This is a genomic window from Leifsonia sp. L25 (genome assembly GCF_050632895.1).
In genome coordinates, this window is the sequence record NZ_JBODRZ010000002.1 from 259315 (window position 1) to 280115 (window position 20801).

Consider the following 20801-nt stretch of genomic DNA (forward strand, 5'->3'; position numbering starts at 1 on the left):
GAGATGCGCGAGCAGCGCCTCAGCGTCCCGGTGAAGGAGAAGCTGGGGGAGGGACTGCTGTCGGTGCCGGAGGGTGCGACCATCGATCTCGACCTCCGGCTGGAGTCCATGCACGAGGGCATCCTGGTCACGGCGGAGGCCGAGGCCACCGCCACGGGCGTCTGCGGGCGCTGCCTGATCGACATCGAGCAGCCTGTCGAAGTCGATTTCCAGGAACTTTTCGCGTATCCTTCTACGGAAGCTTTCGATTATGAGGTTCACGACGACCACGTGGATCTTGAACCTCTGATCAGGGATGCGGTAGTGCTGTCACTGCCGTTTCAGCCGGTGTGCCGGCCGGACTGCCCGGGTCTCGATCCTGAGACCGGGGAGAGGCTGGCGGATGTACCGGACCGCAAGCCGAACGAGACCGTCGATACTCGCTGGTCCGCGCTCGCGGCGTTCCAGGCTTCCGACACCGAGTCCACCAGCAACAACGCCCCGGCCGCCGGGGCTGGAGAAGAGAGATAGTCATGGCCGTTCCGAAGCGGAAGCAGTCTCGCGCCAACACCCACGCCCGTCGTTCGCAGTGGAAGGCCGAGGTCCCCACGCTCGTCAAGTCGATCGAGAACGGCAAGGTCGTCTACAGCCTCCCGCACCGTGCCAAGGTCGTCGAGGACTCCGCGGGCACCGCGCTCTTCATGGAGTACAAGGGCCGCAAGGTCGCCGACGTCTGACTCGGCAGCGCGGCTGAACAGCGCACGAGGCAAACGAAGTAGGGGAAGCAGGAACGTGGTCGGCGAGAACACTGACCGCTCTGCCCTCATCGAGAAGCTCGGGGTCGACATCGACCCCGAGCTTCTCGTGCTTGCGCTGACCCATCGCTCGTACGCGTACGAGAACGGCGGCATTCCGAACAACGAGCGCTTGGAGTTCCTCGGCGATTCGATCCTCGGCCAGGCCGTCACCGTCAAGCTGTTCCGTGAGAACCCGGACCTCGATGAGGGTGAGCTCGCGAAGCGCCGCGCCAGCCTGGTGAGTTCGGTGGCGCTCGCGGAGGTCGCCCGCAGCATCGGTCTCGGCCAGTATCTGCGTCTCGGCCGCGGCGAGAACCAGAGCGGGGGCCGCGACAAGGCTTCGATCCTCGCCGACACCGTCGAGGCGCTGATCGGCGCCACCTACCTGGACGCCGGCGGCGAGGCGGCGACCGCGCTCGTGCTGCGCCTGGTCGACCCGTTGCTGGCCGACCCCGACCGGTTCGGGGCGGCGATGGACCCCAAGACCAGCCTCCAGGAGGCGGCCGCCCACCGCGGCGCCGGCCTCCCGGTCTACACGGTGACGAACACGGGCCCTGACCACTCCAAACTCTTCCACGCCACCGTCTCGGTGGGCGACCTCGTGACCGCCACCGGCGAGGGCACGAGCAAGAAGCAGGCCGAGATGGCCGCTGCGCTCAGCGCCTGGACCGAGCTGACCCGCCGCCGTGCCCGAGCTCCCCGAGGTTGAGGTCGTCCGCGCCGGCCTGGCGCCGGCGGTCACGGGTGCGACCATCCTCGGGGTGGAGGTCTTCGAGCCGCGCTCGCTGAAACGCCACGATCCGGTCGCGGGTGCGTTCGAGACGCTGCTGACCGGCCGTGTGATGGAGGAGCCCGCCCGTCGCGGCAAGTTCCTCTGGATCCCGCTGCAGGGCACGCCGCGCCGCGCCATCGTCGCGCACCTCGGGATGAGCGGGCAGATCCTGCTGCGCGAGCCGGGCTGGGACGAGGCCGGACTGCTCCGCATCCGCCTGCACATCGAGACCGCCGCGACCCTGCCCGGCGACCACCGCGAGCTGTGGGTGAACTTCGTCGATCAGCGCATCTTCGGCTCGATGGCGGTGGACTCCCTGGTCCCGACCGCCGACGGCGCCCCCGCCGGCCGGGGAACGTCCGAGCCGCTGATTCCGACGCAGGTCGCCCACATCGCCCGCGACCCGCTCGACCCGGCGTTCGACGACGCGGGGTTCGTCGCCGCGCTCACCCGTAAGAACAGCGGGATCAAGCGCGTCCTCCTCGACCAGACGGTCATCAGCGGCATCGGCAACATCTACGCGGACGAGGCGCTCTGGGCGGCCCGCATCCACTACGAGCAGCCGGCGTCGTCGCTGAGCCGGGCGAAGGCCCGCACGCTCCTGGCGGAGGTGCGTCACGTGCTGGAGAAGGCGCTGGCGGAGGGCGGCACGAGCTTCGACGCCCAGTACGTGAATGTCAACGGGAACTCGGGCTACTTCTCGCACAGCCTCAACGCCTACGGCCAGGAGGGTAAGCCCTGCCCGCGCTGCGGCACCCCTATCGTCCGCGAGCGCTTCATGAACCGGTCGTCGCACTTCTGCCCGCGGTGCCAGCGGCTGCGGTGATTACCAGGAATTGGCAACTTCGCCCTCATGAAAGCCCGTAGGTCGGGCGCACCTACTCCAACGTCTTCTGCCAGTGCCCGGTCAGCGCGTGCAGTTGGAACCCGAACGCGCGGTTGATCGCCAGCATCGGCACATTCTCGTCCGCGTTCCAGGTCAGCAGCCGGTGGATGTGCGGCGCGTGGTGCGCCAGCTCGTGGATGTTCTGGAGCTTCACCAGGGTGCCGAGGCGGTGCCCGCGGTGGGGCATGGCCACGAGCGTGTCGTACTGCTCGGCCTTGTCGCCGTCGGCCGGGACCGCGATCTCCGTGTACGCGGCCAGTTCGCCGGTGTCGATGCACTCGGCGGCGGTGACCAGCAGCGGCTCGCCCCGTTCGGCCAGTTCGCGCTCCTGGGCGCGCACGCGCTCGCCCGTCCACTCCTCGCGGTCGACCGCGATGCCGCTCTGCGGGATGTCCGTCGACATGCGCGCCTTCAGCGCCGCGAACGGCTCCAGGAGGTCGTCGGGCGCGTGTCCCAGCCAGGACACCGCGCGGTAGCCCGTGGCGGAGGCCGCCGTGCTCGCGAGGCCGGCCTCCCTGGCCCGCGGCAGCGGCAGCAGCAACTCGCTGGAGCGCTCCACCTGGCCGAGCTGGTACCCGTGCCGCAGGGCGAAGCGCACGTCACGCGACTCAGCCGGCAGCCCGGCCGTGCCCGAGCGTGCCCGGATGACCGACACGCTGTCGGCGAGCGTGCTCGCCGGGTGCTCGGTGTAGGCGCTGATGACACGCCTCCCGCCCTCCGCTGCCAGCTCCTCACCGGCTGCCAGGAGGGCCGAGCCGATGCCGCGGCCGCGCACCGCCGGGGCCGTCCACGAGAAGGCTCACGGTCTCGGCCTCCTCCTCGATGGGGAAGTCCGCCTGGACACGACCCACGACGACGCCGTCCTCGATCGCGACGAGCAGGATCTTCTCCTGGTAGTCCTGGGCGCGGAACGCGGCCAGCGCCTCCTCGGCCGTCTCGACGAAGTCGTCGGTCTTCCACAGCGCGACGCTGATCCCGTTCAGGACGCCGACGAGCTCCTCGAACAGCCACGACTCCGCGGTGCCGAGCGCCCGGGGAGGAGAGCCGCTCGATGCGCACCGCTGCCTCCCGCTGTCGTCGTACCGGATGTGCGGAGAACTACTCACCATATCCCGCGCCCGGACGGGTGGGGAAGAGCATCGAACGGTTTGGTTTCGATCGTGTAAATCTGGGCGCCAATGGCGGGTGCAAATGCTTGCATCGCATGTAGTCTCAGCACACATATTCGTGGTGCGACGAGGCGAACACGCCGCGTTCGACACGGATTCCGTCGAGAGGCAGAAGATGCTAGGAAAGAAAGTCACGATCGGTGCGGCTGTTGCAGCGTCAGTCGCACTGCTCCTCGTTGGGTGCGCCAACCAGCCGTCAACCGGTGGCTCCACCAACACCAACTCGAAGGTGAACATCCCGGCGATCACCTCGGTTTCCACCCCCAAGGACGCGGTGCTCCCCGCGGGTGATGGCAAGGCCACCTGCCCCTCCGGGCTCACCATCGCGTACGTCGGAGCCGAGACCGGCCCGAACGCTCAGCTCGGAATCAACATCTTCAACGGCATCCAGTTGGCCCTCAACCAGCACAACCAGGCCAACAAGGGATGCCAGGTCGGCTTCAAGAAGTTCGACACCGAGGGCGACCCGAACAAGGCGACCGGCCCGGTCACCCAGGCGGTCAACGAGGCCGACATCGTCGGTGTCGTCGGCCTCCCGTTCTCCGGTGAGTCCAAGGCGACCGGAAACATCTTCGAGCAGCAGGGCCTGGTGCACATCACCCCGTCCGCGACCAACCCGGCGCTGACCCAGAACGGCTGGAAGACCTTCTTCCGCGGCCTCGGCAACGACGCCGTGCAGGGTCCGGCGGCGGCGAAGTTCCTGACCGACAAGCTGAAGGCCAAGAAGGTCTACCTGGTCCAGGACGACTCCGACTACGGAATCGGCCTCGGCACCACGACCTCCAAGGCGCTCGGCAGTGCGCTCGTCGGCACCGACAAGGTGACGACCGGCCAGAAGGACTTCTCCGCGGTGATCTCCAAGATCATCAACGCGAAGCCGGACGCCGTGTACTACTCGGGCTACTACGCCGAAGGTGCGCCGTTCGACCAGCAGCTGGTCAACAAGGGATACACGGGCACGTTCGTCGGCCCCGACGGCGTGAAGGACGACCAGTTCATCAAGCTGGCCGGCGACGCGTCCAGCAACGCGTACTTCACCTGCCCCTGCATCCCGGGTGAGCTGATCCCGTCGTTCGAGTCGGCCTACAAGTCGCTCGCCAGCGCCGAGCCCGGCACCTACTCGATCGAGGGCTACGACGCCACCACCGTCCTGCTCGCCGGCATCGACAAGGGCAACACGACCCGCGCGAAGCTCGTCGACTGGGTGAAGAACTACGACGCCGACGGCCTGAGCAAGCACTACAAGTGGGACTCCACCGGTGAGCTCCAGGCGCCGACCGTCTACGGGTACAAGGTCGAGGGCGGCAAGATCGTCCCGATCGGAACCATCGGATAACGCGACACGCGAAGGTGCCGCGGGCCGCCGTGGCCCGCGGCACCTTTGTTTCGACTCTCTCGTACGCTCGTAAGACCTGAGCCGGACCAACGACGATCCGACACTGACACCTGGAAGCTCGAATGCTCGAAACCCTCCTCCTCGTCCATCCCGTCCTCGACAACTCGTGGATCAACTTCGATGTCGGCGCCCTCGTCCAGAACTTCTGGAGCGCCACCTTCGACGGCCTCACCTTCGGCGCCATCTACGGCCTGATCGCCGTCGGCTACACGCTGGTCTACGGCGTGCTCAACCTGATCAACTTCGCCCACTCCGAGGTGTTCATCGTCGGCGCGTACGGCGTCGTGATCACCCTCACCTCGCTCGGCTTCGGCCCCAGCGCGCCCAACCTGAGTCCTGTCGCGATCATCGGCGACCTGCTGCTCGCCCTGCTGGTCGGCATGGCGGCCTCCGCGGCCACCGCCTACGTGCTCGAACGCGTCGCGTACAGGCCGCTGCGAAAACGGAACGCGCCACGCCTCGTGTTCCTCATCACGGCGATCGGCGCCTCGTTCACGATCCAGTACCTGATCTTCCTGATCCGGGGCGCGAACGCGGAGCCGGCGGTGACGATGTTCATCCCCAAGCCGATCTTCGACGTCTTCGGGACGATCGTGAACAGCCAGCAGCTCATCATCGTGATCGCCTCGGTCGTCCTGATGATCGCCACGGACATGTTCATCCGCCGCACCCGCACCGGCCGCGGCATCCGCGCGGTCGCGCAGGACGCCGACACCGCGACGCTGATGGGCGTCAACAAGGAGAAGATCATCCAGATCACCTTCATCACCGGCGGTATCCTCGCCGGCGCGGCGGCCCTGTTCTACGTGATGCTGGTGCCCTCCGGCGTGATCTACAACGGCGGCTTCGTGCTCGGCGTCAAGGCGTTCGCCGCGGCCGTCCTCGGCGGAATCGGCAACGTGCGCGGCGCCCTCCTCGGCGGGCTGCTGCTGGGCGTGATCGGCAACTACGGCCAGATCCTGCTCGGCGACTCGCAGTGGACCGACGTCGTCGCATTCGTCGTGCTGGTACTGGTGCTGCTGGTCAAGCCGACCGGCATCCTCGGCACCTCTCTCGGACGGAGCCGCGCATGAGCACCACAGAAGGCCCCAAGGTCCTGCCCGACGGACGGTCGGAGCAGGCGGCCGACGCGCTGGAGGCAGCGCGCGCCGGCCGGAAGAAAGGTCCGCTGCAGCCGCTGCGCGACTACTGGAACGGCCTCCCGCGGGCCGTGCAGTGGGCGTGGCTGCTCATCGTGGTCGCAGTGGCGTACGCGCTGCCGTACCTGAACTTCTTCCCGCTCACCACCGAGCCCGGCAACGACTGGCCGCTCGCGTGCTTCGCGATGGCCACCTACGGCCTGATCGCGATCGGCCTGAACGTGGTGGTCGGCTACGCCGGCCTCCTCGACCTCGGCTACGTCGCGTTCTTCGCCGTCGGGTCGTACACCGCGGCCATGCTCACCAGCCCGGACTCGCCGTTCCTCAAGATCCCGTACCTGTGGACGGTTCCGGTCGCGATGGCGGTGACGATGACCTTCGGCGTCATCCTCGGCGTGCCGACGCTCCGCCTCCGCGGCGACTACCTGGCGATCGTCACGCTCGGCTTCGGTGAGATCGTGCGCATCCTCGCCACGATCATCCCGGCGATGAAGGGCCAGGTCGGCTTCCAGAACGTCGGCCACCCGCCGGGGAGACCGCAAGGGCATCCCGATCTTCTCCAACTCCAACGGCGTGCCCTGGTACTGGCTCACGGTGACGATCATCATCGTGATCCTGCTGCTGGTCGGCAACCTGGAGCGCAGCCGCGTGGGCCGCGCGTGGATCGCCATCCGCGAGGACGAGGACGCCGCCGAGATCATGGGCGTGCCCACCTTCAAGTACAAGGTCTGGGCGTTCGCGATCGGAGCCGGCGTCGGCGGACTCTCCGGCGCACTGTTCGCCGGGCAGGTCGGCTTCGTCAACAACCAGAAGTTCGACGTCCAGACCTCGATCCTGTTCCTCGCTGCCGTCGTGCTCGGCGGCGCGGGAAGCAAGGTCGGTGCGATGATCGGCGGCGCGATCGTGGCGTACATCCCGCTGCGGTTCACCGCGATCGCGGACTACAAGTACCTGATCTTCGGCATCGCGCTCGTGCTGATCATGATCTTCCGCTCGCAGGGCCTGTTCCCGGCGCGGCAGAAGCTCCTGGCCTACGGGCGGCTCGCGTACCGAAGAGTGGCCCAGACGGCGAAGGGAGGAGCGCGATGAGCGACGGACCCACCACACCCACCACACCCCCACCCCGGCGACCCCGGTGAGCCCGGAGGAGGAGCCGGCCCTCGGCGCCAACGAGGACGAGCTGGAGGCGGCAGGCGTCGACCTCGACGTCGCGGAGGCCGCGGCCCCCGACCGTGAGATCGCGGTCGAGGTCGGCGAGAACATCGTGGAGGTGCGCAACCTCACGGTCAAGTTCGGCGGCCTCCTCGCCCTCGACGACGTCTCGTTCGACATCCGCCGCGGCGAGATCCTCGGGCTGATCGGGCCGAACGGCGCGGGCAAGACCACCTGCTTCAACGCGATGACGGGCGTCTACAAGCCGACGAGCGGCGACGTGCTCCTGGAGGGCCAGTCGATCAAGGGCCGGAAGCAGCACCAGATCACCCGGCTGGGCCTGGCGCGCACGTTCCAGAACATCCGCCTGTTCGGCGAGATGACCGCGCTGGAGAACGTGGTCGTCGGGCTCGACGCACGGCACCACCGTCGGTGCCCGGTGCGCTGCTGCGGCTGCCTCGGCACACGCGGGAGGAGAAGTCCTCGATCGAGCGCGGGATGGCCCTGCTCGAGTTCGTGGGCATCGCCGACCACGCCGCCGACCTCTCCCGGTCGCTGCCCTACGGGTCGCAGCGCCGCCTGGAGATCGCGCGCGCCCTCGCGACGGACCCCAAGGTGCTCTGCCTGGACGAGCCGGCCGCCGGCTTCAACCCGGCGGAGAAGGAGGACCTGATGGACCTCATCCGGACCATCCGGGCCGACGGGTACACCGTCCTCCTCATCGAACACGACATGAAGCTGGTCATGGGCGTGACGGATCGCATCGTGGTGCTGGAGTTCGGCCGCAAGCTGGCCGACGACGTGCCGCAGGAGATCCGGAACGACCCGCGCGTGATCGCCGCCTACCTCGGGGAGCCCGAAGATGACGTTGCTTGAACTGAAGAACATCAGCGTCTCCTATGGACGCATCGAGGCGATCCACGACATGTCCTTCTCCGTCGAGGAGGGCGAGATCGTCAGCCTGATCGGCGCGAACGGCGCGGGCAAGTCGACCACGATGAAGACCATCTCGGGCATTCTGAACCCGTCGAAGGGCTCCATCCTGTTCGACGGCCAGGACATCACCAAGATGAAGGCGCACATTCGGGTCGTCCGGGGCATCTCGCAGGCACCCGAGGGACGCGGGATCTTCCCGGGCATGACGGTGATGGAGAACCTCGACATGGGCGCGTTCGGCCGCAAGGACCGGTCCAACATGGGCCCGGACTTCGAGCGGGTGTTCTCGCTCTTCCCGCGTCTGGCCGAGCGCAAGACGCAGGTCGGCGGCACGATGTCCGGAGGCGAGCAGCAGATGCTCGCGATCGGGCGCGCGCTGATGTCCAACCCGCGGCTGCTGCTGCTGGACGAGCCCTCGATGGGGCTGGCCCCGCAGTTCATCCGGCAGATCTTCTCGATCGTCACGGAGATCAACAAGCAGGGCACCACCGTCCTGCTGGTGGAGCAGAACGCCAACCAGGCGCTGGCGCGCGCCCACCGCGCCTTCGTGCTGGAGACCGGCAGCATCACACGCGCCGGAACCGGCCGCGAACTGCTCTCCGACCCCGCCATCAAGGAGGCCTACCTCGGCGTCGGCTGACGCCGGGCACCTGCCGAGTACGCGAAAAGTCCGCCGTTTCCACCCGGAACGGCGGACTTTTCGCGTACTCGGCGGCCCGTGGAACGAGGATGGGCGCAGGGGTCGGGTAGATTCGCGTGCGTGTACTTGAAGAGTCTGACGCTCAAGGGCTTCAAGTCGTTCGCCACCCCGACGACTTTCGCCTTCGAGCCGGGCGTCACCTGCGTGGTCGGGCCGAACGGCTCCGGCAAGTCGAACGTGGTCGACGCCCTCGCCTGGGTGATGGGCGAGCAGGGCGCCAAGACGCTTCGCGGCGGCAAGATGGAGGACGTCATCTTCGCCGGCACCTCCACCCGCGGCCCGCTCGGCCGCGCCGAGGTACAGCTCACGATCGACAACACCGACGGCGCCCTCCCGATCGAGTACACCGAGGTCACCATCTCCCGCACGCTGTTCCGCAACGGCGGCAGCGAGTACGCGATCAACGGCCAGTCCTGCAGGCTCCTGGATGTGCAGGAGCTGCTGAGCGACTCCGGCCTCGGCCGCGAGATGCACGTCATCGTCGGCCAGGGCCAGCTCGACGCCGTCCTGCGCGCCACCCCGGAGGAGCGCCGCGGCTTCATCGAGGAGGCAGCGGGCATCCTCAAGCACCGCCGCCGCAAGGAGAAGACCCTCCGCAAGCTGGAGGCCATGCAGACCAACCTGACCCGGCTGAGCGATCTCGCCGGGGAGGTGCGCCGCCAGCTCAAGCCGCTCGGCCACCAGGCCGAGATCGCTCGCGAGGCGCAGTCCATCGCCGCCATCGTCCGCGATGCCCGAGCGCGCCTGTTGGCCGACGACGTGGTCGGGCTGCGCCGCGCGCTGGACGACCACACCCGCACGGAGGCCGAGCGTCACAGCGAGCAGATCGTCCTGCAGGAGCAGCTCGAGCAGAAGCAGCTCCGCCGCACCCGGCTGGAGCAGGCGCAGATCGGCGATGCGGTCGATGCGGCCCGCAGCACCGCGTTCGCGCTGGAGCAGGCGCAGGAGCGCCTGCGCGGCCTCTATACGCTCGCCACCCAGCGCCTGGCACTGCTCGGCAGCCAGGCCGACACCGCCGACGACGGGCCGCGCGTCAGCCCCCAACAGGTGCAGGACGCCGCCGACGAGGTCGAGCGCCTGCGCGGCGCCGTCGTGGCGGCCGAGGCGGCCTGGCAGGCGGCGCAGTCCGCGACCCGCGCCGCGCGCGCACGCCTGGACGCGGTGGATGACGAGATCGCCGCCCAGAGCGCGCTCGTCTCCAAGCACGACCTGGAGATCAGCAAGCTGAACGGCCAGGCCGAGGCCGCCGCCCAGCGTCTCGCGGCGGTGCGCGGCGAGGTGCTGCGCCAGCAGAACGCGCTGGACGCCGCCGCCGAGCGACTGGAGAAGGCCCGCGCCGAGTTCGCCGCGCGGGAGGCCGAGACCGCGACCACGGACCTCGGCGAGGGCGCCCTGGATGAGGCGTACGAACTCGCCCAGGCCGACGTCTTCGAGGCCGAGGGGCTCATCGAGAAGCTGCGCGACGACCTCCATGCCCTGGAGCGCGAGCGGGACGCCCTCGCGGCGCGGACCTCCGCGCTGTCGCTGGCCCTCGACCAGAAGGACGGCTCGGCGGCGCTCGTCGCTGCGCGCCTCCCCGGGGTCCGCGGACTCGTGGCCGAGCACATCCGAGTGCATCCCGGCAACGAGGCCGCCATCGCCGCCGCGCTCGGCACGCTCGCGGACGCGGTGCTCGCCGAGAGCAGGGACGACGCCTTCGACGCGGTCGCGCGCGCCGGCGCCGACGACCTCGGCCGGGTCGAGGTCGTCGTCGCCGACGCCGCCGCTCCCGAGGTGGACCTGACCGGCGTCGTCGGCGTCGTCCCGGCCCGCTCGGTCGTGGACGCGCCGAGCGGCGTGCTCGGTCTGCTCGCCTTCACCGCCATCGCGGAGGACCTGGGGGCCGCGCGCGCCGCAGCCGACGCCTTCCGCGCGCGCGGGCTCGGCGGACCCGTCACCCTGATCACCCCCGCCGGCGAGGTGCTGACCGAATTCGTGCTGCGCGGCGGCTCGGGCGCGAAGCAGAGCCGCATCGAGTTGATCGCCGACCGCGACGCCGCGGAGGATCGCCTCGGCGAGGTGACCTCCCTGATCGACCGCGCGCGGTTCGCGCTGGCCGAGCAGCGCGGCGTCCTCCAGGTCGCCAAAGAGCAGTCCCAGACCGCGCTGACCTCGCTGCGGGAGTTCGACGCCCAGCTCGCCGCCCGGACCGAAGGGCTCAACCGGGTCAAGGTGCAGTACGAGTCCGCCGTGGCGGAGTCCGACCGGCTGAGCCGCGCGCTGGAGCAGGCCGCCGAGCGCGTCGCCGAGGCCGAGTCCGCCGCCGAGACCGCGAAGTCGGAGCTGGAGGTCGCGCGCTCCCGGCCGCGGCCGATCCTCGATGTCTCGGCCCGCGACGCGCTGTCCGTCGAGCTGGACGCCGCCCGCGAGGCCGAGGTCGAGGCGCGCCTCGCGGTCGAGACGGCGAAGGAGCGCGTCCGCGCCGAGCAGGCCAGAGGAGAGGCCCTAGCCCGGCAGCTCGAGGCCGAGCGCGCCGCCGCCGAGGAGGCCGCCCGCCGCGCCGTCATCCGCCGCCGGCAGCTCGAGGCCGCGCAGGGAGTCGTGGATGTCCTCCCCGCCGTGCTCGCCTCCGCCGACCGCTCGGTGTCGCAGGCGCGCCTGGAGCTCGCCGCAGCCGAGGCGCAGCGCGCAAGCCAGAACGAGGAGCTCGCGACCGTCCGCCGCGAGGAGGCCGCTCTCCGCGAGCGCCTGCACGGCATCACCGAGTCGGTCCATGGCCTGGAGCTGCAGATCTACGAGAAGAAGCTGCACCTGTCGAGCCTGCTGGAGCGGGCGGGCAGCGAGCTCGGCCTCGTGGAGGACGTGCTCGTGGCGGAGTACGGGCCTGACGTTCCCGTGCCGCCGGACACCCGCGACGAGGACGAGGCGCCCCGGGAGGGGGCCGACGTCGGGGAGGCCGACGACGCCGAGACCGGGGAGCGCCCCGGCACCCCCTACATCCGCGAGCAGCAGCAGAAGCGCCTCGCCGCCGCCGAGCGCAAGCTCGGCCAGCTCGGCCGGGTCAACCCGCTCGCGTTGGAGGAGTTCGCGGCCCTCGAGCAGCGGCACAAGTTCCTCACCGAGCAGCTCACCGACCTCACCAACACCCGGAAAGACCTGCTGACGATCATCGAGGAGATCGACGAGAAGATGCAGACCATCTTCGAGTCGGCCTTCGCGGACACCGAGGCCGCCTTCGAGCGTGTGTTCCCGATCCTGTTCCCCGGCGGCTCCGGTCACATCGCGCTGACCAACCCCGACGACCTGCTCACCACCGGCATCGAGGTGTCCGTCAAGCCGGCCGGCAAGAAGATCGAGCGGCTCTCGCTGCTGTCCGGCGGCGAGCGGTCGCTTGCCGCCGTCGCGCTGCTCATCGCGATCTTCAAGGCGCGCCCCAGCCCGTTCTACATCATGGACGAGGTGGAGGCCGCGCTCGACGACGCCAACCTCGGCCGGCTGCTCACGATCTTCGAGGACCTCCGCGAGAACAGCCAGCTCATCGTGATCACGCACCAGAAGCGCACGATGGAGATCGCCGACGCCCTCTACGGCGTCTCGATGCGCCAGGACGGCGTGTCCGCTGTCGTCGGCCAGCGGGTCGCCGCCGAAAGAGCCTTCCGCCTAGCAGCCATCGCTTCCACTTTCTCCCGCTTCGCCGCGGCGTGTCGCGGGAGAAAGTGAGGAAGCGATGGCTGCTCAGAGGGCGATCGCGGCGAGTTTGGCGTCGAGGCCGTCGAGGGCCTCCGCGGCGCGCCGCTCGCAGCGCATGGCGAGACCGATGTGCTTGTGCTCGCGCAGCTCGTGGGCCAGCAGGAGGTCGTCCCGGTTGTCGCCGAGGGCGTCCTGCACGGACTTGGCCGACGACGACAGCCGCACGGCCTCCCGCCCGAGGTCGTCAGCGACCGCGTCGGCGGCGTACCGGACCTTGCGCACCGCTTTGCGGGTGGCGTGGCGCTCCTCGAGACTGTCGCCGCGGAGCCGGTGCACCTTCGCCACGGCCTTCTCCAGGCCGCGCGTCGTGACCCGGCCGGGATGCTGCCGCCCCTTCCGGGAGAGCGGAGGCTCGGCGGCGAACATCTGCAGGTCGGCGAGCAGGGCGCGCAGCGACGCGCTGTTCAGGTACCGGAGCAGCGCGGCGCGCGCCTCCGCGTGCTCGGCACGGGTCTCCGCGGCCTCGGCGGTGACGGCGTCCACCACTTCCGGCGGGTCCTCGGCTTCGAGGAGGTCCTCCAGCGTCGCAGCCTTCACCTCCAGGTCGCGCACGGCGCCCAGTCGCTCGCCGAGTGTCTTCAGCCGGGTGCGCATGCCGAGGGCGGCATCCGCCTCGAACGCGGCGCGGTAGACCCGGAGGATGCTGCGCAGCCGACGCACCCGGATGCGGGCCTGGTGGACCGCGTCCTCCCCGTCGGTCTCGATCGCGACGAGCTGCTCGGCGAGCTCGGCCGACACCGCCACGAGGGAGAACATGCCGCCACCGTACCAACTAGTCTGAGTGCATGGCAGACCGCACCCCCTGGTCCTTGTCGGGCGCCCTCCGCGGGATGTTCGCCAAGAAGACCATCGACGACACCACCTGGGACGATCTGGAGGCAGCGCTCATCACAGCCGACTTCGGTCCCGACGTCACCGAGGCGGTCGTCGACGACCTGCGGGCCAAGGTCGAGCGCTACCACACCACCGATCCGGCGGACCTCCAGCGCATGCTGCGCGAGACGATGGAGGAGCGGCTCTCCAAGCTGGACACGACGCTCAAGCTCAGCGAGCGGCCCGCGATCGTGCTGGTCGTCGGCGTGAACGGCGTCGGCAAGACCACCACCATCGGCAAGTTCGCGAAGTTCCTGCGCACCTACGACCGCTCGGTCGTGGTGGGCGCCGCCGACACCTTCCGCGCGGCAGCGGTCGAGCAGCTCGCCACCTGGGCGGAGCGCGCCGGCGCGGAGATCGTGCGGCCGCAGCAGCAGGGCCAGGACCCGGCGTCGGTCGCGTTCCAGACGGTCGAGAAGGCCAAGCGCGACGGCACCGAGATCGTCATCATCGACACGGCCGGCCGGCTGCAGACCAAGGGCGGCCTGATGGACGAGCTGTCCAAGATCAAACGCGTCGTCGAGAAGCAGGCCCTGATCGCGGAGGTGCTGCTGGTGCTCGACGCGACCACCGGCCAGAACGGCCTGGCGCAGGCGGAGGCGTTCCTGGAGCACGCCGGGGTGACCGGGCTCGTGCTGACCAAGCTCGACGGCTCGGCGAAGGGCGGCTTCGTGCTCGCCGTGCAGGAGCGCACCGGCCTCCCGATCAAACTCATCGGCCAGGGCGAGGGGATCAACGACCTCACCGGCTTCACCCCGCACGTCTTCGCGCAGCAGCTCGTCGGATAGGGGACGGCATGGCCATCGAGCACGACTACTTCGGCGTCATCGACGAGACCGCCTCGGGCGGCCTGGCCTGGAACGACTCCGTGGAGCTCGGCGACCAGACCGTGGAGGTCGAGCTGCGCGCCGACGACGAGCGGGCGGTGGGGGAGTTCGCCCTGGACTCGGCGGCTGCGCTCATCCAGGCGCTGGAGGGCTTCGACGCCCGCGCCAGGGACGCACTGGTCGCCGAGCTGAGCTCGCGGCAGTCGGCGACCACGAACTACGTCGACGAGCACGTGGAGAAGCTGGGGGAGTCGCTGCTCGACCTCCTGGTCTACAACTCGGGCGACATCGAGATCGACGTGCTGCGCTCGCTCCAGCTCCTCACGGTCACGGTGCAGGCCGATCAGGCCGGCGAGGACGAGGTCTTCGCGACGTTCGACTACTCGATCAGCCCGGACGAGACGGACGCGATCCTCACGGTCTCGTTCGACGTGCGCGGCGACGTGGTCGCGGTCGACACGCAGGGCTGACACGGGCTGACGCGCAGGGCTGACGTGCGCAGGGCTGACACACAGGCCTGACGCGCTGGGCCCGGGCTCGGCGACCGGCCAGGCTCGCCCGGTAGACTTGCACGATCATGGCTACTTTCGGCTCGCTGTCCGACCGTCTCACGGACACCTTCAAGAACCTGCGCACCAAAGGCAAGCTCACCCCGGCCGACGTCGACGGCACCGTGCGAGAGATCCGCCGCGCCCTGCTCGACGCGGACGTGGCGCTCGATGTCGTCAAGGAGTTCACCGGCAAGGTGCGCGAGCGCGCCCTGTCCGACGAGGTCAACAAGGCGCTGAACCCGGCGCAGCAGGTCGTCCAGATCGTCAACGAGGAGCTGGTGGCCATCCTCGGCGGCCAGCAGCGCCGCCTCCAGTTCGCCAAGCGCCCGCCGACGGTGATCATGCTCGCCGGCCTGCAGGGCGCGGGCAAGACCACCCTCGCGGGCAAGCTCGGCAAGTGGCTGGTCAAGGACGGCCACACGCCGCTGCTCGTCGCCGCCGACCTCCAGCGGCCCAACGCCGTCACCCAGCTCCAGATCGTCGGCGAGCAGGCCGGCGTCCCGGTCTACGCGCCGGAGCCAGGCAACGGCGTCGGCAACCCGGTGAAGGTGGCCAAGGACGCCATGATGTTCGCCGAGACCAAGCAGTACGACACGGTCGTCATCGACACCGCCGGCCGCCTCGGCGTCGACGCAGAGCTGATGAAGCAGGCCGCCGACATCCGCAAGGCCACCGAGCCGGACGAGGTGCTGTTCGTGATCGACGCCATGATCGGTCAGGATGCCGTGGCCACGGCCAAGGCGTTCCAGGACGGCGTGGACTTCACCGGCGTGGTGCTCTCGAAGCTCGACGGCGACGCGCGCGGCGGTGCGGCGCTCTCCGTCGCCTCCGTCACCGGGCGCCCGATCATCTTCGCCTCCACCGGTGAGGGACTGGACGACTTCGAGCCGTTCCACCCCGACCGCATGGCGTCGCGCATCCTCGACCTCGGCGACATCCTGACCCTCATCGAGCAGGCCCAGGAGGCCTTCGACGAGGAGGAGGCCCGCAAGGTCGCCGAGAAGTTCGCGACCGACAGCTTCACGCTCGACGACTTCCTCAAGCAGATGCAGCAGCTTCGCAACATGGGCTCCATCAAGAAGATGATGGGCATGCTGCCGGGCGCCGGCCAGATGAAGCAGCAGCTCGACAACTTCGACGAGCGCGAGATCGTGCGCACCGAAGCGATCATCCAGTCGATGACCCAGGCCGAGCGCACCACCCCCAAGCTGCTCAACGGCTCCCGGCGCCTGCGCATCGCCAAGGGCTCCGGCACGACGGTCACCGAGGTGAACCAGCTCGTCAACCGCTTCGAGCAGGCCGCCAAGATGATGAAGACCGTCGCCAAGGGCGGCGTGCCGCAGGTCCCCGGCATGGGCCCGATCCCCGGCGCCGGCTACGCTGGCCGCGGCAAGCAGCAGCCCAAGAAGAAGGGCTCCCGTTCGGGCAACCCGGCCAAGCGCGCCGCGGAGAACGCGGCCCTGGCGGCCGGCGTCAAGCCGGTGACGGGCGCACCCGCGGGCACGGGCTTCGGGCTCGGCTCGGGCAACAAGGCGAAGGCCGGAGGCCCGACCGAGGAGGAGCTGGCCGCCCTGCAGAAGTTCATGGGGCGCTGAGCCCCGCCGGCCGCGTCCGCTAGGACGTCACCCCGAGCGGCGCCAGCCGGTCCTCGATGACCTTCGCGACGGCGCGCTCGCCGGCCGCGTTCGGGTGGATGCCGTCGGCCTGGACCAGCTCCGGGTGCCCGGCCAGCGGGTAGCCGATGTCGAGGAACGTCCCACCGACGCCGGTCACGGCCTTCCGGACGATCCCGTCGACGGTGGCGACGGTCGGCGGCGGCGTGTCCGCGCCCCAGACGGTGGTGATGCCGATGATACGAGCCCGCGGGAAGGTGTCGCGCAGCTCGCCCAGCAGTTCATCCGCCGAGGAGGCCACGAGTGCCGGGTCTTCCATGCGGTCGTTGCGGGTGGCCGCGATCAGGATGTAGTCGGGGTGCAGCCCCAGCGCAGTGGCGACCTGTTCGCGGTAGGTGTCGCCGTTCCAGCCCGGCTTGACGAACCCGGAGCCCGAGACCGCGAGGTCGGTCAGCGTCCAGGCGTGCTGTGCCGCGATAAGCGCGGGCCACGCCTGATCCGGGCGCACGCCCTTGCCGAAGGCGATGGAGTCTCCGATGGCGACGACCTGGGGCTTGGCGTGCTCCGCGGGGGCGGCGACAGCGGTGTCGTCCGCGGCGACCGGTCGCGCGGTGACGGCGGAGGAGCAGCCGGCGAGCGCGGCCGCGGCGAGGGCGAGCGCGGCCAAGACGATCAGGCGGGAACGGGTGGACACGGAGTGAGGGTAGACCGCAGAGACTGACAGATCGCTGTGCGTCCTAGCCGGGCGTGTCGGCGCGCCGGACCGTCAGGCGATGCCATCGATGCGCGACAGGAAGACGGAAGCGATCGCCTGTTGTCCTTCGAGCGTCGGATGCTCGCCGTCGTCCTGCACCATCCCGAGCTGGCCGCGGTAGGGCTGGCCGAGGTCGATCCACTTGCCGCCCGCCGCGGTCACCGCCTGCTTCAGGGCGTCGTTCAGGGGAGCGAGATCGTTGTCGCTGGCCTCCCCGGTGAGAGCGTTATAGCCGATCAGGTGGGCTTTCGGAAGAGCGTCGCTCAGGCGCTCGACCGCGGCGGCCATAGCCTTGGCCACGGCCGCGTTGTCCTGGCCGAGGTCATTGTCGGAGGCGCCGATCAGCACCACGTTCGCCTTCGCGGCAATGGCCTGGTCGATCTGGCCGTTGAAGTCGGCGTTGGTCGCGCCGACGGCGACGAATCCGGCCCCCGGCTCGCTGAAGTTCTGCAGGCCCCAGCGCCGGTCGACGGCGACGAGCGCGGGCCACGCCTCGAACGGCTCCAGTCCCATGCCCGACTCGATCGAGTCGCCGACGATCGCGACCACCGGGTGCTTGCCGGCCGGCACGGTGGCGCCGACGGCGAGCGGGGAGGAAGAGGACGTGCATCCGCTGAGGGCGACCGTCCCGAGCAGCAGCGCGGCGAGCGCCGTGGCGACGGTGGCGAGGGGCCGGTGGTGGAACATGTCTCCGAGCCTAGAGGAGGAGCCTATGGATGCCCTAGGCATGATTATGAGCCGCCTGTGCCGGGCCGGGGCGTCTCCCGCGGCGTCCGGTCGAGCCCGCTGCGGAGTTCGTGCGTGAGTGAGCTGACCACGGCCTGCAGACTGCCGCCGTTGGCCTCCGCGACGGCGAGCTGGCGCTGGTAGCTCGCGCCCGTGGCGAGAACGTCGGCGACCGTCGCCAGTTCGGCGGAGCAGCCCAGCCGCTCCGCCGTCTCGCCGAGCTCGTCCACGAGCTGGAGGAGTTGCTCGCGCACCTGGCGCTCCGTTCCGTCCGGCGCGACGATGATCTCGGCGTCCAGCCCGTAGCGTGCCGCCCGCCACTTGTTCTCGCGCACGAACCACGGCTGGAGGGTGACCGGCACGACGCCCTCGTCGAGGTCGCCGGACATCCGGTCGGTCAGGCAGTGGATGAGCGCGCCGACCGCGCCGACCTCGTCCGCGGTCGAGAGGCCGTCGCACGCGCGCATCTCCACTGTGCCCCAGCGCGGCGAGGGCCGGATGTCCCAACGCACCTCGCTGTGGTCCTCCACGACCCCGGTGGTCACGAGGTCCTGCACGTACTCCTCGTAGTTCGCCCAGGTGCCGAACTGCCACGGCAGCCCCGCGGTCGGGAGCTGCTGGAACATCAGCGCGCGGTTGGAGGCGTACCCGGTGCGGGCTCCGGCCCAGAACGGGCTCGACGCGCTCAGCGCCTGGAGGTGCGGGTAATAGGTGAGCAAGCCGTTGACGATCGGCAGCGCCTTGTCGCGGTCATCGATGCCGACGTGCACGTGGATGCCCCAGATCATCATCTGCCTGCCCCACCACTGCGTGCGGTCGAGCAGCCGGTCGTAGCGCTCGTTCGGCGTGATCTTCTGGTCGTACCACTGGGCGAACGGGTGCGTGCCCGCGCACATCAGCTCCACGCCGAGCGGGTCGGTGACCTCCCGGGTGAGCGCGATCAGCTCCTGGAGGTCGGCGATGGCCGCCGGGACGGTGCGGTGCACCCGGCTGACCAGCTCGATCGTGTTGAGCAGGAGTTCGTGCGTGATCTGCGGGTGCTCCCGGCCGTCGGCCGTGCCGAGCTCGTGCAACACCTCGTCGGCGATCTGGACCAGGTCGCCTGTCGCGCCGTCGACCAGCGCCAGCTCCCACTCGATCCCGACCGTCGAGCGCTCGGACTCTGCGAATTGGATCTGCATCCTGGGGACCCCGTCCGTCCGATTGTTCATTGCGAGCGCTTTTCTGACAGAATATCTAGTTGAGTTCGCTGTGCCCGACCCTCTATCCGGCACATCGGACGAACAATAGACCTCCTGCCGCGTGTGCCCCCACGCCCACGGCAGTCAGTTCGACAACGAATCCACCGGAACCTGCGGGTTCCGGACGTCAACACAGGAGAATTGTGGCTGTCAAAATCCGTCTGAAGCGCCTGGGCAAGATCCGCGCTCCGTACTACCGCATCGTCGTGGCCGACTCGCGCACCAAGCGCGACGGCCGCGTCATCGAGGAGATCGGTCTGTACCACCCGACCGAGGAGCCCTCGCGCATCGAGGTCGACTCGGAGCGTGCGCAGTACTGGCTCGGGGTCGGCGCTCAGCCGTCCGAGCAGGTGCTCGTGCTCCTGAAGCTCACCGGCGACTGGGGCAAGTTCAAGGGCGACAAGAACGCCGTCTCGACCGTGAAGACGGCCGAGGGCAAGGAAGCGTTCGTCGCCGACGAGAAGAAGAAGCCGGTCCTCAAGCCGAAGAAGGACGAGACCGCCGCGAAGGCGGAGGCCGTCGTCGAGGCCGAGGTCGAGGCCGAGGAGGCCGCTGAGGCCGAGGTCGTCGCCGAGGCCGAAGAGATCACCGAAGAGGCCTCCGAGGCCGACGGCGAGAAGGCGTAACGCCTTGCTCGCTCCCGCTCTCACGCACCTGGTCAAGGGCATCGTCGACCACCCGGACGACGTGCACGTCGTGGCCAAAGGTTCGCCGCGTGGCGAGGTCCTCGAGGTTCGAGTGAACCCCGAGGACCTCGGGCGGGTCATCGGCCGTTCCGGCCGGACCGCCAAGGCCCTCCGCACGGTCGTGGGCGCACTGGCCGACGGCCGCCGCGTCCGCGTCGACGTCGTCGACGACTGAGGTGGCGGACCACAAGCTGCCCCGCAAGGAGGTCGCACCGCGGCCGGGTCAGACCGAGCTGCGCGTCGGCCGGCTGACCAAGGCGCACGGTCTGAAGGGCGCTCTGAAGCTCGAGCTGTTCACGGACGAGCCGGAGCGCCGCTTCGTGCCGGGCGCTGTCTTCACGCTCCAGGTGCCCACGACCTCCAAGTGGCACGGCAAGACCATCGAGCTCATCGAGCTGCGCTGGTACAACGGTCACCCGGTCGGCTTCTTCGCCGGAGTGGACGACCGCACCGAGGCGGAGACGCTGGTGAAGGCCATCCTCTGGGTGAGCCAGGACGCCAAGCAGCTCCCGGAGGAGGACGACGCCTGGTACGACCACCAGCTCGTCGGGCTGAGCGCGCGCCGCGACGGCGTGGAGGTCGGCACCGTCGCGCGTGTCGACCACTTCCCCGCACAGGACCTGCTGGTCGTCCGCACGGCCGACGGCGAGGTCCTGGTGCCGTTCGTGAAGGCGATCGTGCCCGAGGTCGACATCGCCGCCGGCACCGTGACGCCGACGCCGCCGGCCGGGCTGTTCGAGGAGCTGCCGGACGACGACGACTCCGAGGCCGCTGAGCCTGAGGCTGCTGAACCCGACGCTGCCGGATCCGCCTCCGAGCTGGAGAAGCCCGAGGACTGACCGCGGCGCGCTACGTGATCGACGCCTCCGCCGCCA

General features: G+C 69.7%; 20 protein-coding genes and 2 pseudogenes. 16 read left to right on the forward strand and 6 right to left on the reverse strand.

Features of this window, described 5'->3' with window-relative positions; genetic code table 11:
• The first annotated feature begins 3 nt into the window (after positions 1–3).
• Genes ACRAWC_RS02050 through mutM form a run of 4 tightly spaced genes read left to right on the forward strand, consistent with a single transcriptional unit; the run spans position 4 to position 2374 of the window.
• A complete protein-coding gene (locus ACRAWC_RS02050; protein ID WP_431346568.1) occupies positions 4–510 on the forward strand; it encodes a YceD family protein in 507 nt (168 codons plus the stop codon).
• 2 nt (positions 511–512) lie between these two features.
• The gene (rpmF, locus tag ACRAWC_RS02055) at positions 513–716 is read left to right on the forward strand and encodes a 50S ribosomal protein L32 (RefSeq protein ID WP_055919953.1); all 204 of its coding nucleotides are present in this window, start codon (positions 513–515) and stop codon (positions 714–716) included.
• Positions 717–771: 55 nt separating this feature from the next.
• Complete coding sequence (rnc, locus tag ACRAWC_RS02060) at positions 772–1485, forward strand: ribonuclease III (RefSeq protein WP_431346262.1); 714 nt, start codon at positions 772–774, stop codon at positions 1483–1485.
• Positions 1463–2374: a bifunctional DNA-formamidopyrimidine glycosylase/DNA-(apurinic or apyrimidinic site) lyase gene (mutM, locus tag ACRAWC_RS02065; protein ID WP_431346263.1), complete on the forward strand. Its 912-nt coding sequence runs from the start codon at positions 1463–1465 to the stop codon at positions 2372–2374. Before rnc ends, mutM begins: the two co-directional genes overlap by 23 nt.
• Before the next feature lie 52 nt (positions 2375–2426).
• On the opposite strand, the gene ACRAWC_RS02070 is transcribed toward mutM, so the two are convergent.
• The gene (locus tag ACRAWC_RS02070) at positions 2427–3209 is read right to left on the reverse strand and encodes a GNAT family N-acetyltransferase (protein WP_431346264.1); all 783 of its coding nucleotides are present in this window, start codon (positions 3207–3209) and stop codon (positions 2427–2429) included.
• Entirely contained in the window at positions 3166–3543 is a 378-nt protein-coding gene (locus tag ACRAWC_RS02075) for a hypothetical protein (RefSeq protein ID WP_431346265.1), read from the reverse strand. The genes ACRAWC_RS02070 and ACRAWC_RS02075 overlap by 44 nt, the downstream gene beginning before the upstream one ends.
• Positions 3544–3832: 289 nt before the next feature.
• Between ACRAWC_RS02075 and ACRAWC_RS02080 the strand changes: the two genes are divergently transcribed.
• From ACRAWC_RS02080 to smc, 6 genes and pseudogenes are all read left to right on the forward strand, one after another.
• Positions 3833–4939 carry a branched-chain amino acid ABC transporter substrate-binding protein gene (locus ACRAWC_RS02080; RefSeq protein WP_431346266.1) on the forward strand — a complete coding sequence of 369 codons (1107 nt, stop codon included), beginning with the start codon at positions 3833–3835 and terminating at the stop codon, positions 4937–4939.
• A gap of 122 nt (positions 4940–5061) precedes the next feature.
• On the forward strand, positions 5062–6072 hold the full coding sequence (locus ACRAWC_RS02085) for a branched-chain amino acid ABC transporter permease (protein ID WP_431346267.1): 1011 nt from the start codon (positions 5062–5064) through the stop codon (positions 6070–6072).
• Positions 6069–7227 (forward strand): annotated as a pseudogene (locus tag ACRAWC_RS02090) (branched-chain amino acid ABC transporter permease). The gene ACRAWC_RS02085 and the pseudogene ACRAWC_RS02090 overlap by 4 nt, the downstream one beginning before the upstream one ends.
• 91 nt (positions 7228–7318) lie before the next feature.
• Positions 7319–8166 (forward strand): annotated as a pseudogene (locus ACRAWC_RS02095) (ABC transporter ATP-binding protein).
• On the forward strand, positions 8153–8866 hold the full coding sequence (locus tag ACRAWC_RS02100) for an ABC transporter ATP-binding protein (RefSeq protein ID WP_431346268.1): 714 nt from the start codon (positions 8153–8155) through the stop codon (positions 8864–8866). Before ACRAWC_RS02095 ends, ACRAWC_RS02100 begins: the two are co-directional and overlap by 14 nt.
• Before the next feature lie 120 nt (positions 8867–8986).
• On the forward strand, positions 8987–12625 hold the full coding sequence (smc, locus tag ACRAWC_RS02105) for a chromosome segregation protein SMC (RefSeq protein ID WP_431346269.1): 3639 nt from the start codon (positions 8987–8989) through the stop codon (positions 12623–12625).
• Between the two features lie 15 nt (positions 12626–12640).
• On the opposite strand, the gene ACRAWC_RS02110 is transcribed toward smc, so the two are convergent.
• On the reverse strand, positions 12641–13411 hold the full coding sequence (locus ACRAWC_RS02110; protein WP_431346270.1) for a CHAD domain-containing protein: 771 nt from the start codon (positions 13409–13411) through the stop codon (positions 12641–12643).
• Positions 13412–13440: 29 nt separating this feature from the next.
• On the opposite strand from ACRAWC_RS02110, the gene ftsY reads away from it, so the two are divergent.
• From ftsY to ffh, 3 genes are all read left to right on the forward strand, one after another.
• The gene (ftsY, locus tag ACRAWC_RS02115; protein ID WP_431346271.1) at positions 13441–14316 is read left to right on the forward strand and encodes a signal recognition particle-docking protein FtsY; all 876 of its coding nucleotides are present in this window, start codon (positions 13441–13443) and stop codon (positions 14314–14316) included.
• An 8-nt stretch (positions 14317–14324) separates the two neighbouring features.
• Entirely contained in the window at positions 14325–14825 is a 501-nt protein-coding gene (locus ACRAWC_RS02120; protein WP_431346272.1) for a DUF2004 domain-containing protein, read from the forward strand.
• Between the two features lie 107 nt (positions 14826–14932).
• Positions 14933–16501: a signal recognition particle protein gene (ffh, locus tag ACRAWC_RS02125; RefSeq protein WP_431346273.1), complete on the forward strand. Its 1569-nt coding sequence runs from the start codon at positions 14933–14935 to the stop codon at positions 16499–16501.
• 19 nt (positions 16502–16520) lie between these two features.
• Here ffh and ACRAWC_RS02130 read toward each other — a convergent pair whose 3' ends face one another.
• The 3 genes from ACRAWC_RS02130 to ACRAWC_RS02140 all read right to left on the reverse strand — a co-directional run bounded on the left by ACRAWC_RS02130 (position 16521) and on the right by ACRAWC_RS02140 (position 19180).
• A complete protein-coding gene (locus tag ACRAWC_RS02130) occupies positions 16521–17213 on the reverse strand; it encodes an SGNH/GDSL hydrolase family protein (protein ID WP_431346274.1) in 693 nt (230 codons plus the stop codon).
• A gap of 72 nt (positions 17214–17285) precedes the next feature.
• On the reverse strand, positions 17286–17960 hold the full coding sequence (locus ACRAWC_RS02135; protein WP_431346275.1) for an SGNH/GDSL hydrolase family protein: 675 nt from the start codon (positions 17958–17960) through the stop codon (positions 17286–17288).
• A 44-nt stretch (positions 17961–18004) separates the two neighbouring features.
• Positions 18005–19180 carry a glutamate--cysteine ligase gene (locus ACRAWC_RS02140; RefSeq protein WP_431346276.1) on the reverse strand — a complete coding sequence of 392 codons (1176 nt, stop codon included), beginning with the start codon at positions 19178–19180 and terminating at the stop codon, positions 18005–18007.
• A 203-nt stretch (positions 19181–19383) separates the two neighbouring features.
• On the opposite strand from ACRAWC_RS02140, the gene rpsP reads away from it, so the two are divergent.
• Genes rpsP through rimM form a run of 3 tightly spaced genes read left to right on the forward strand, consistent with a single transcriptional unit; the run spans position 19384 to position 20765 of the window.
• Positions 19384–19866, forward strand: a complete 483-nt coding sequence (rpsP, locus tag ACRAWC_RS02145; protein WP_431346277.1) for a 30S ribosomal protein S16 — start codon at positions 19384–19386, stop codon at positions 19864–19866.
• Between the two features lie 4 nt (positions 19867–19870).
• Positions 19871–20101 carry an RNA-binding protein gene (locus ACRAWC_RS02150; protein ID WP_431346278.1) on the forward strand — a complete coding sequence of 77 codons (231 nt, stop codon included), beginning with the start codon at positions 19871–19873 and terminating at the stop codon, positions 20099–20101.
• 1 nt (position 20102) lies between these two features.
• Entirely contained in the window at positions 20103–20765 is a 663-nt protein-coding gene (gene rimM / locus ACRAWC_RS02155; RefSeq protein WP_431346279.1) for a ribosome maturation factor RimM, read from the forward strand.
• The last annotated feature ends 36 nt before the right edge of the window (positions 20766–20801 follow it).

Coding starts and splice junctions, on each gene's coding strand:
- ACRAWC_RS02050 (WP_431346568.1), top strand. CDS start 4: ATGCGCGAGCAGCGCCTCAGCGTCCCGGTGAAGGAGAAGCTGGGGGAG.
- rpmF (WP_055919953.1), top strand. CDS start 513: ATGGCCGTTCCGAAGCGGAAGCAGTCTCGCGCCAACACCCACGCCCGT.
- ACRAWC_RS02075 (WP_431346265.1), bottom strand. CDS start 3,543: ATGGTGAGTAGTTCTCCGCACATCCGGTACGACGACAGCGGGAGGCAG.
- ACRAWC_RS02085 (WP_431346267.1), top strand. CDS start 5,062: ATGCTCGAAACCCTCCTCCTCGTCCATCCCGTCCTCGACAACTCGTGG.
- ACRAWC_RS02100 (WP_431346268.1), top strand. CDS start 8,153: ATGACGTTGCTTGAACTGAAGAACATCAGCGTCTCCTATGGACGCATC.
- ACRAWC_RS02110 (WP_431346270.1), bottom strand. CDS start 13,411: ATGTTCTCCCTCGTGGCGGTGTCGGCCGAGCTCGCCGAGCAGCTCGTC.
- ftsY (WP_431346271.1), top strand. CDS start 13,441: ATGGCAGACCGCACCCCCTGGTCCTTGTCGGGCGCCCTCCGCGGGATG.
- ACRAWC_RS02120 (WP_431346272.1), top strand. CDS start 14,325: ATGGCCATCGAGCACGACTACTTCGGCGTCATCGACGAGACCGCCTCG.
- ffh (WP_431346273.1), top strand. CDS start 14,933: ATGGCTACTTTCGGCTCGCTGTCCGACCGTCTCACGGACACCTTCAAG.
- ACRAWC_RS02135 (WP_431346275.1), bottom strand. CDS start 17,960: ATGTTCCACCACCGGCCCCTCGCCACCGTCGCCACGGCGCTCGCCGCG.
- ACRAWC_RS02140 (WP_431346276.1), bottom strand. CDS start 19,180: ATGCAGATCCAATTCGCAGAGTCCGAGCGCTCGACGGTCGGGATCGAG.